The 10,306-nt window shown below is 72.9% G+C and carries 9 protein-coding genes; 8 read left to right on the forward strand and 1 reads right to left on the reverse strand.

Translation table 11 applies throughout. The annotated features are described in order from the left end of the window. Positions 1-217: 217 nt before the first annotated feature. The 6 genes from FJ251_09815 (at position 218) to FJ251_09840 (ending at position 5,725) form a co-directional block, all read left to right on the forward strand. The gene (locus FJ251_09815; GenBank protein MBM4118014.1) at positions 218-985 is read left to right on the forward strand and encodes a hypothetical protein; all 768 of its coding nucleotides are present in this window, start codon (positions 218-220) and stop codon (positions 983-985) included. Beyond that, on the forward strand, positions 985-1,767 hold the full coding sequence (gene truA, locus FJ251_09820) for a tRNA pseudouridine(38-40) synthase TruA (protein ID MBM4118015.1): 783 nt from the start codon (positions 985-987) through the stop codon (positions 1,765-1,767). The genes FJ251_09815 and truA overlap by 1 nt, the downstream gene beginning before the upstream one ends. 95 nt (positions 1,768-1,862) lie before the next feature. After that, entirely contained in the window at positions 1,863-2,510 is a 648-nt protein-coding gene (fsa, locus tag FJ251_09825; protein ID MBM4118016.1) for a fructose-6-phosphate aldolase, read from the forward strand. 1 nt (position 2,511) lies between these two features. Beyond that, on the forward strand, positions 2,512-3,768 hold the full coding sequence (locus FJ251_09830; protein ID MBM4118017.1) for a trypsin-like serine protease: 1,257 nt from the start codon (positions 2,512-2,514) through the stop codon (positions 3,766-3,768). Beyond that, the gene (locus FJ251_09835) at positions 3,761-5,053 is read left to right on the forward strand and encodes an adenylosuccinate lyase (protein MBM4118018.1); all 1,293 of its coding nucleotides are present in this window, start codon (positions 3,761-3,763) and stop codon (positions 5,051-5,053) included. Before FJ251_09830 ends, FJ251_09835 begins: the two co-directional genes overlap by 8 nt. 126 nt (positions 5,054-5,179) lie before the next feature. Next, positions 5,180-5,725: a porin family protein gene (locus FJ251_09840; GenBank protein MBM4118019.1), complete on the forward strand. Its 546-nt coding sequence runs from the start codon at positions 5,180-5,182 to the stop codon at positions 5,723-5,725. A gap of 147 nt (positions 5,726-5,872) precedes the next feature. On the opposite strand, the gene sppA is transcribed toward FJ251_09840, so the two are convergent. Next, the gene (gene sppA / locus FJ251_09845; GenBank protein ID MBM4118020.1) at positions 5,873-6,901 is read right to left on the reverse strand and encodes a signal peptide peptidase SppA; all 1,029 of its coding nucleotides are present in this window, start codon (positions 6,899-6,901) and stop codon (positions 5,873-5,875) included. A 123-nt stretch (positions 6,902-7,024) separates the two neighbouring features. Between sppA and purL the strand changes: the two genes are divergently transcribed. Both purL and purQ read left to right on the forward strand, forming a co-directional pair. After that, the gene (purL, locus tag FJ251_09850) at positions 7,025-9,418 is read left to right on the forward strand and encodes a phosphoribosylformylglycinamidine synthase subunit PurL (protein MBM4118021.1); all 2,394 of its coding nucleotides are present in this window, start codon (positions 7,025-7,027) and stop codon (positions 9,416-9,418) included. Further along, positions 9,415-10,275 (forward strand): phosphoribosylformylglycinamidine synthase I, encoded by an 861-nt coding sequence (gene purQ, locus FJ251_09855; GenBank protein ID MBM4118022.1) that lies wholly within the window; start codon positions 9,415-9,417, stop codon positions 10,273-10,275. Before purL ends, purQ begins: the two co-directional genes overlap by 4 nt. The last annotated feature ends 31 nt before the right edge of the window (positions 10,276-10,306 follow it).

Genomic DNA, 10,306 nt, shown 5'->3' on the forward strand with positions numbered 1-10,306 from the left:
GGGGCGGCCTGCCCGAGCAGATCGAAGACGGCGTGAGCGGCCTGCTCGTGCCGCCCGAGGCCCCGGCCGCCCTCGCTGCCGCCATCCGCCGCTACTTCGCCGAGGACCTGGCGACGCGCCTCGCGCCGGGCATCGCGGCGGCACGCATGCGCTTCGCCTGGTCCGGACTCGCGAGCGCCCTGCGCGGGCTGGTCTCCGAACTCGGGGAGGGGGCGCGATGAAGGGGGGCCTGGCGCCGCGCGCGCGGCCCGTCTTCCCGCCCTCGCCGCTCCCGGCCGCGGGGCGGGCGGCGCCGGCGCACCCGGGGCCCGCGCTCGCGGCCTTCCTCGGGGCGTCGCTGGCCGTGGGCCTGGCCTGGACGCCCGGCGCGCTGGCCGCCGCGGCGGCCGGAGTGCTGCTCCTGCTCCTGCTGCCCGCGCCGAGCGCCTTTGCCTGGCGGGCCCTCGCGCGCTTCGCGCCGCTGCTCGTCCTCGTGCCCCTCCTGCATGCGCTCGACTGGCGCGGCTTCGGGGCCTGGCCGGCGCTCTGGCAGCTGGAGCGCGCCGGCCTGAGGAGCGGCGCGCTGGCGGCGCTGCGCCTCGCGCTGTGGATCCTCATCTCGGCGCGCACCCTCGAGCGCCTGCAGCCGGCAGCGCTGCTCGCGCGGCTGCCGGTCTCGCCGCGCCTCGCGCGCCTCGCGCTCGCGCCCCTGCTCGCCGTGGGCTGGTTCGAGCTGGCCCTGGGCGAGGCCTTCCTGCTCGAGCGCGCCTGGCGCGCGCGCGGCGGCGGCGGGCGGCTCGCGCACTGGCCGGCCCTGCTGCTGCCGCTCTTTCGCAACCTGCTCGCGCGCGGCGACGCGCTGGCCGATTCGCTCGCCCTGCGCCGCTTCCCCGAGCGCTGGGCCGGCGCGCCGAGGCCGCTGCCGGCCCCGCGCGAGCTGCTGCCTGCCCTCGCGGGCGGCGGGGCGCTGCTCGCGGTGCTCCTGCTGCGGCGAGGTCCGGTCTGATGCCGAACTACCGCCTGCTCCTCGCCTACGACGGCGGCGACTTCCGCGGCTGGCAGCGCCAGCCCGCCGGCCGCAGCGTGCAGGGCGAGCTCGAGCGCGCCCTCGCCCTGCTCGCGCGGGCGCCCGTCGCGGTGCAGGGCGCCGGGCGCACCGACGCCGGCGTGCACGCCCTCGCGCAGTGCGCCTCCTTCGCGTTCGACCCGCCGCGCCCGCTGCCGCCCGAGCGCCTGCTCGCCGCCCTGCGCGGCCTGCTGCCGGCGGACATCACGCCCCTGGCCGTGCACGAGGCGCCCGCAGACTTCAACGCGCGCTACTCGGCGACGGCCCGCTTCTACGAGTACCGCCTCGGGCTCGTCCCTTGCGCGCCGCTGCGCCGTCTGCGCTGGGAGCTGGGCCGGCCGCTGGATCTGGCGGCGATGCAGGCCGCCCTCGACTTGCTCGCCGGCGCCGAGGACTTCCGCGCCTTCTCGACGAGGGAGGGCGCGGCGCGCGGCACGCGCTGCCGGCTGCGCCGGCTCGCGCTCGCGCGGCGGGAACCGGCGGGGGACGAGCTGAGTTTGGCGATCGGCGCCGATCGCTTCCTCCACAACATGGTGCGCATCGTCGTCGGCACCTTGGTGGAGATCGGCCGCGGCCGCTGGCAGCCCGAGCGCATGGCGGCCATCCTCGCCAGCGGCGACCGGCGGCTGGCGGGTCCGACGGCGCCGCCCCAGGGTCTCTTCCTCGAGCGCGTCGAGTATCCGGCGCGCTTCCTGGCGCCGGGCGAGGCGCCCGCGGCCTGAGCCCGCGGCCCTGGACGGCGCTCTGCCCCTTGCCTATACTGGCCGCTCGGCCGGCCGCCAGGCCGGCGCGACCTATCATTGAGAGAGGACGAGCGATGCGCTTTTTCATCGACACCGCGAACGTGGAGGAGATCCGGCAGGCCGCCGCGATGGGCGTCCTGGACGGGGTGACCACCAACCCCAGCCTGATGGCGAAGGAGAAGGGCGACCCGCGCGCCATCCTCGCCGAGATCTGCCGGATCGTGCCCGGCCCGGTGAGCGCCGAGGTGCTCGCCCTGGACGCCGAGGGCATGCTTCGCGAGGGGCGCGAGCTGCGCAAGATCGCCGACAACATCGTCGTCAAGGTGCCGATCACCCTCGAGGGCCTGCGCGCGATCAAGACCTTCAAGGCCGAGGGCATCGAGACCAACGCCACGCTCTGCTTCTCGGTCACGCAGGCCCTGCTCGTGGCCAAGGCGGGCGCGAGCTACGTGAGTCCCTTCGTCGGCCGCCTGGACGACATCGGCCAGGACGGCATGGACCTGATCGCCGACATCGTGCAGCTCTACCAGAACTACAGCTTCCCGACCGAGGTGCTCGTGGCCAGCGTGCGGCACCCGGTGCACGTCGTCGAGGCCGCGCGCCTGGGCGCGGACGTGGCGACGATCCCCTACAAGGTGATCGCGCAGCTCATCAAGCACCCGCTCACCGATAGCGGCATCGAGCGCTTCCTGGCCGACTGGAAAGCGCGCGAGGGGAGCTGACATGCTGCCCGGCAGCCCCGAGCGCCCGCAGCGCTGGATTCCCGTCCTCACCGGCGTGCTGACGGGCCTGTCCATCGCCGCCCTCGCCGTCGTGCTCTTCCTGGTGCTCAAGGGGCCTTCGCTGCTGCGCCGCGAAGCCCAGGGCCTCCTGCTCGAGCAGCTCGCCTCGCTGCGCCTGGAGACGGAGGGCGCCAGCTTGGCCGGCCTGGCCGGCGGCCCGGACGCCATCGGCGAGGGCCGGCGCAACGCCGTCGTCCGCGCGACCGAGAAGGTGGCGCCGGCGGTGGTCTCCGTGCAGGTGACGCAGGTGCAGCGCTACGTCTCGCAGCCGCGCTCGATCTTCGAGTACTTCGAGTTCTTCGGCCGGCCGCGCGTCTACGAGCAGGAAGTGCCGGGCCAGGGCAGCGGTGTGCTGGTCAGCCCCTACGGCCGCGTCGTGACGAACAACCACGTCGTCGAGGGCGCGCGCTCGATCCAGGTCACGCTCAGCGACGGCCGCAGCTTCCCGGCCAAGCTGCTCGACGCGAGCACCAAGCACGACATCGCGCTCCTGCAGCTCGAGCTCCCCGAGGGCACACAGGTGCCCTACGCCGAGCTCGGCGACAGCGACGAGCTCCTGATCGGCGAGTGGGTGATCGCCATCGGCAGCCCCTTCGGCTTCCAGCTCAACGACATCCGGCCCAGCGTCACGGTCGGCGTCGTCAGCGCCCTGCACCGGGAGGTCATGGCGGGCGGCGAAGGCCTCTACGCGGACATGATCCAGACCGACGCCGCGATCAATCCGGGCAACAGCGGCGGCCCGCTCATCGACAGCGAGGGCAAGGTGATCGGCATCAACACGCTGATCTTCACGAAGACGGGCGGCAGCCTCGGTATCGGCTTCGCGCGTCCGATCAACAAGGTGGTCTGGATCCTCAACGAGTTCGAGCGCTACGGCCAGGTGCGCGACACCTGGGCCGGCTTCGAGGCGACGGACCTGAAGCCCTTCCACGTCGTGCACTACGGCCTCGGGGTCAAGAAGGGCATCTTCGTGACGACGGTCTTCCGCGGCGGCCCTGCCGAGGCGGGCGGCCTCCAGCCCGGCGACGTCGTGACGGCCATCCACGGCCAGGCCGTGGGCTTTTTCGGCGACGGCAACCGCATCTTCGCCCGCTTCGAGGTGGGGGACCGGGTCAAGCTGAGCGTCCACCGCGACGGGCGCATGCTCACGCTGCCCGTCAAGCTCGAGAGCTACAAGGAACCCGCGACCGATGATTGAACGTTATACGCGGCCCGCGATGGGCGCCATCTGGACCGAAGAAGCCAAGTTCGCCCGCTGGCTCGAGATCGAGATCCTCGCCTGCGAGGCGCAGGCCGAACTCGGGCGCATTCCGCGCGAGGCGGCGCGGACGATCCGTGCCAAAGCCCGCTTCGACGCCGCGCGCATCGCCGAGATCGAGGCGACCACCGACCACGACGTGATCGCCTTCCTCACCAACGTCGCCGAGCACGTCGGCGAGCCGAGCCGCTACGTGCACCTCGGCATGACCTCGAGCGACATCCTCGACACGGGGCTGGCGCTCGCCATGCGCCCGGCGGGCCGGCTCCTGCTCGCGGACATCGACGCCCTCGCCGCCGTGCTCGAGCGCCGCGCGCTGGAGTTCAAGAAGACGCCCTGCATCGGGCGCAGCCACGGCATCCACGCCGAGCCGACTACCTTCGGCCTCAAGCTCCTGCTCTGGCTGGCCGAGATGCGGCGCAACCGCGTGCGTCTGGAGGCGGCGATCGCGACGATCAGCGTGGGCCAGATCTCGGGCGCGGTGGGGACCTTCGCCCACCTCGACCCGCAGGTGGAGGAATACGTCTGCGCGAAGCTGGGCCTCGCCCCGGCGCCCGTCTCCACGCAGGTGCTGCAGCGCGATCGCCACGCCGAGTACCTCTGCACCCTGGCCGTGATCGCCTCGAGTCTGGACAAGATGGCCACCGAGCTGCGCAACTTGCAGCGCACGGACATCCTCGAGGTGGAGGAGCCCTTCGCCAAGGGCCAGAAGGGCTCGAGCGCGATGCCGCACAAGCGAAACCCGATCACCAGCGAGCGCGTGAGCGGCCTCGCCCGCATCCTGCGCGGGCACGCGGTGGCGGCTCTGGAGAACGTGGCGCTCTGGCACGAGCGGGACATCACGCACTCGAGCGTGGAGCGCGTGATCGTTCCCGACGCCACCATCCTGCTCGACTACATGTTCGCCCGGTTCACGCGGGTGGTGGACGGGCTGCTCGTCTACCCCGAGCGGATGCGGGCCAATATCGACCGCACGCAGGGCCTTGTCTTCAGCCAGGTGCTGCTGCTCGCCCTCGCCGAGGCGGGGGCGAGCCGCGAGGCGGCCTACGCCCTCGTGCAGGAGGCGGCGATGGGCATCTGGGCCGGCGACCGGCAGTTCCTCGACGCCGTGCTGGCCAGCGAGGGCATCGTGAAGGCCCTCGGCGAGACGAGGATCCGCGCCTGCTTCGACCTCGAGCACCAGCTGCGCAACGTCGACACCATCTTCGCCCGCGTGCTCGGCTAGCGGCGGCCGCCCCGGGGGCGCCCGGGATCGCCGGCTGGCGAAACATTTGCTTCACAAGCTGCCGAACCCTGGTCTAGGCTCCCCGCCGATCGCGATCCGGTACCCTTGAACTCGGAGGCTTCTTTTATGCGTAAGCTAGCGCTTGCTCTCTTGATCGTGGCGCTCAGCGCCGGCGCGGCCTCGGCCATGGACATGGCCGCCCGCACCTTCTACATCCACGGCATCTTCGTTCTGCCGACGGGCGACTTTGGCGATGCGGCCGGCAACGGCTTCGGCGGCGGCGTGGGCATCAAGGTGCCACACGACGATCGCCTCAGCTTCCGCGGCGAAGTGGGCTACGTCATGTTCGGCAGCAAGGACATCGATGGCTACGATCTCGACGGCGACCCCGTCACCTACGAGTACTCGAGCAGCATGATCCCCATCATCGCCATGGCCGAATACCAGTTCAATCCGGACAGCCCGATCTATGGACTCGGTGGCGTCGGCCTCCACTACTGGAGCACTGACATCAGCCCCTCGCTGCCGATCGACGTTGACGACAGCGGCACGGAGTTTGGCCTTACCCTGGGCGGCGGCTTCCGCATCAACGAGCAGCTCTCCGGCGAGGCCCGCTACAACATCATCAGCGACTACAACCAGTTCACGATCAACGTCGTCTTCCAGTTCTAGCCTGGCTTTGACAGGCCGCCCCGGCGGGGCTATCCTTCGCGCAGCAAGCGGAGCCCAGCGCGACTGGCGGCCTTGCGGAGGCTCAAACGAGCAAGCGGCCCTCCCGTCGGGGAGGGCCGCCGTGTTCTGGGCAGGCCTGTTCGTCGCCTAGAAGCCCGGCCACAGATAGTAGAGCCCGGGCGCCGGCGCCAGGCTGTCCAGGCGCCGCTCGAGGCGAACCGCGGGCGCAGCGGTGCCGGCGAGGTGGCCCTCGAGGCTCTCCGCGAGCCGATCCCAGAGCGGCAGGGCCTGGCGGTGCTCGACGACGCGCACCGTCTCGGCGTTCGCGGCCTCGCGCAGCAGGTCGAGCAGCTCCTCCTCGTAGCCGACGGCGTCGATGAGGCCGAGCGCCTTCGCCTGCCGCGCCGTGTAGATGCGCCCGTCGGCCAGGGCGCGCACGCGGCTGCTGTCCAGGCTGCGCCCCTCGGCGACGGCGGCGATGAAGCTCGCGTAGGCGTCGTCGACGATGCCCTGGATGATCGCCCGGTGCTCCTTGCTCATCGGCTTGCCCGGGTTGAGCAGGTCCTTGTTCGGCCCGCTGGTCAGCGTGACCAGTTCCACGCCCAGCTTGTCGAACAGGCCGGCGGCATTCCAGCTCTGGATGAGGACGCCGATCGAGCCCGTCAGGCAGGTCGGGTGGGCGAGGATGCGGCTCGCGCCCATCGCCACGTAGTAGCCGCCGCTGGCCGCGAGGCCGTTCATCCGCGCGATCACCGGCTTGCCCGTCTCGGCGCTGTAGCGGCGCAGCCGCTGGTAGATGACGTCCGAGGGGTCGACGGCCCCGCCCGGCGAGTCGATGTCCACGAGCAGGCCGGCGATCGACTCGGTCTCTATGGCGTGGTCGATCAGCTCCTCGGTGCGCTCGAGCAGGGACGCGCGGCGCCAGCCGAAGAGGCTCTCGTCCGGCTCGGCGCTGATCACGCCGAGGATCGGCACGCGCAGGAAGCTGGCCTCGGCGCTCTCGTCGCCAAAGAGGTGCTCGTCGTGCGCGGCGCGGCCGGCGGGCGTCTCCTGGTCGCCGGCGTTCATCGCCGTCACGAGCAGCAGGCAGCTGCCCGCCTGCAGGCTGAGGAAGCCGAGGATCACCAGGATGCCGAGGATGTGGAAGATGCTCTGTATCGTCTTGTGGGCGTCCATGCACTGCCTCGCGGCGGGTGGAAAAGGGGCTGGACATTCGGGCGGACTTGCCTAGTATATGGCCTTTCCCAGCGCAGCCAACCTCCTTTTTGCCGGCGCGGCAAGCGGCGGCGGGCGGGAGCCATGGAAGCCGCGATCGACGTCAGCCGACTCGAAGACGCCGACCTGGAGCGGGAGCTGCGCGCGCACGGCCTCACGCTCAAGCTCTCGGAAGCCCGGCGCATCGGCGAACTGCTCGGCCGCGCGCCCACCCTCACCGAGCTCACCCTCTTCGATACGATGTGGAGCGAGCACTGCTCCTACAAGAGCAGCCGCGAGCACCTGAAGCGCTGGCTGCCCACCGAAGGCCCGGACGTGGTGCTCGGTCCGGTGGAGGACGCCGGCATCGTTCGCCTCGGCGAGGCGGACGGCCGGCGCTGGTGCCTGGTGATCGGGCACGAGAGCCACAACCACCCCAGCCAGGTGCTGCCCTTCGAGGGCGCGGCGACGGGCATCGGCGGCATCGTGCGCGACGTCTACTGCATGGGCGCCACGGTGGTGGGCGTGCTCGACCCCCTGCGCTTCGGCGACCCGCGGGGCGCCGAGGCGGCGCGGAGCCGCGCCATCATGGCCGGCGTCGTCGACGGCATCTGGCACTACGCCAACGCCCTCGGCGTGCCGAACCTGGGCGGCGACCTCGTCTTCCACCCGGGCTACGACGACAACTGCCTGGTCAACGTGGTGGCGGTGGGCCTCGTCCCCGAGGACGAGATCGTGCGCAGCCGGGTGCCGGCCGAGGCGGCAACGGAGCCCTACGACTTCATCCTCGTCGGCAAACCCACGGACGAGTCGGGCTTCGGCGGCGCGGCCTTCGCGAGCGTCATCCTCGACGAGGGCGTGGAGAACCGCGGCGCCGTGCAGGTGCCCGACCCCTTCCTCAAGCGCGTGCTCAGCGAGGCGAACAAGGCCGTGCTCGCTGCGGCGCGCGCGGCGGGCATCGCGATCGGCTTCAAGGATCTCGGCGCGGGCGGCATCGCCTGCGTCTCGAGCGAACTGGCCGAGGCGGGCGGCTTCGGCATGCGGGTCTACCTGGATCGCGTGCACGTCGCCGACGAGCGGCTCGCGAGCCGCGTCATCGCCTGCAGCGAGACGCAGGAGCGCTACGGCTGGGCCGTGCCCCGCCGCTTCAGCCCGCAGGTGCTGAAGATCTACAACGAGGACTTCGACCTGCCCCACGTCTATCGTGGCGCTGCCGCGCGGGTAGTTGGCGAAGTGACTCGAGACGGCCGCTACACGCTCACGCGCGGCGAGGACCGGCTCTGCGACGCGCCGGTGAGCGTGGTGACCAGCGGCATCCGCTACGAGCGCGAGAGCGCGCCGCGGCGCCAGGAGCCGCCGGCGCCGGCGCTCGACCCCGCGCGCGACCTGGCCGCCGACCTGCTCGCCCTGCTCGCGGACCCGAACCTCTGCGACCGCAGCTACCTCTACCAGCACTACGACGGCGAGGTGCAGGGCCACGCCTGCCTGCGTCCCGGCGAGGGCGACAGCGGGGTCAGCGCGCCCTTCCAGTCGAGCCCGCTCGGATTCGCAGTCACCTGCGACGGCAATCCCTTCTACGGCGAGCGCGATCCCTACCTGGGCGGGGCGCTCGCCGTTTGCGAGGCCGTGCGCAACCTCGCCTGCCAGGGCGCCTGGCCGCTCGCCCTCACCGATTGCCTGAACTACGGCAACCCGGAGAAGCCCGGGCCCTTCGGCGCCTTCGTCGAGGGCGTGCGCGGCGTGGGCGAGGCCTGCCGCGCGATCGGCCGCCTCAGCGAGGACGATCGGGGCCCCGCGCCGCGGCACCCGATCCCGGTCGTGAGCGGCAATGTCAGCTTCTACAACGAGAGCGCGCGGGGCGCGGCGATCCCGCCGAGCCCGATCGTCGCGCTCCTCGGCCGCGTGCCGGACGTTTCGCGCGTGCCGGGCCAGCAGCTCCTCGCCGCGGGCGATCCCGTGGTCCTGCTCGGGCCGCGCGCGGGGGCGCTGGGCGGCGGCGCCTACCACCGCGTCGTCCTCGGCTCGGCGGGGGGCGCGCTGCCCGCGCCCGACTTCGCGCGCCTGCGCGCCGAGGCGCTCGTGGTGATCGAGGCCGCGCAGGCGGGCTGGATCCGCGCCGCGCACGATGTCGGCGAGGGCGGCGTGGCCGTTGCCGCCGCCGAGATGCTGCTCGGCCGCCGGCCCGGCGCCCTCGGCCTCGGCCTCGAGCTCGATCTGCCCGCGGGCGCTCTCGCCCCCGCGGCCGCGCTCTTCGACGAGACGGGCGGCTTCCTGCTCGAGGTCGCGCCCGCGCATCTCGAGGAATTCCGCGCGCGCTGCCGCGCGGCGGGCATCGCACCCGTTGCCACGGGTCGAGTCACCGCCGACGGCCGCCTGCTTCTCGCCGTGGACGGCGCGGCGCGCGTGGAGCTCGCCCTCGCGGATCTCGCGGCCGCCTGGCAGGGCACGCTGCCCGCGCTGTTCCCGCAGAGCGCCCAGGCCGCGGAGGCGTCGCGATGAGCGCGGGCGGCGAGGTGCGCGCGCCGCGCGCGGCGATCATCCAGTTCCCCGGCGTGAACTGCGAGTACGAATCGGCCCGCGCGCTGGCCGCAGCCGGCGCAGCGCCCACGATCCTGCGCTGGAACGAGGCCCCCGAGCGCCTGCGCGACTTCGAGCTCTACCTGCTCCCGGGCGGCTTCAGCTACCAGGACCGCATCCGCGCCGGCGCCGTCGCCGCCAAGGAGCGCGTGCTCGACGCGCTCTTCGATCAGGCCGCCGCGGGGAAGCCGATTCTCGGCATCTGCAACGGCGCCCAGGTGCTGGTCGAGGCCGGCTTCGTGCCGGGCCTCGCCGCCGGCGCCGTCGAGATGGCCCTCGCCCCCAACCGCATGCCGGGCCGCAGCGGCTACTTCGCCGACTGGAGCCACCTCGCGGTGGCCGCCGCCACGCCCTCCTGGCTCGCGCCGCTCGCGGGCCAGGTGCTGCCCATCCCCTTCGCGCACGGCGAGGGCCGTTTCACGAGCCGCCGCGCGGAGCTCTTCGCCGAGCTCGCCGCGGCCGGACAGATCGTGCTGCGCTACACGGGGCCGCAGGGCGAAGCGGCGGGCGGCTGGCCCGCCAACCCCAACGGCAGCGCGCTGGACGCGGCGGGCATCTGCAACCCGGCGGGCAACGTGCTCGCGCTGATGCCGCACCCCGAGCGCGCGGCGCATCTGGGTCAGGTGCCGGCCCTGCTCGCCGGCCCCTGGGGCGAGCGGCGCCGCGCCGCCGCCGGCGACTGGGCCGCGCTCGCGGGCCCGGGACCCGGCCTCGCGATCATCGCGGCGATGGTCGCCGCGGCGCGCGCGGGGCGACGGGAGGGCCGGCATGCGTCTTGACCTGCTGGTCGGCCTGAAAACCGTGGACCTC

The sequence above is a fragment of the bacterium genome (assembly GCA_016873475.1).
GTDB lineage: Bacteria > Krumholzibacteriota > Krumholzibacteriia > JACNKJ01 > JACNKJ01 > VGXI01.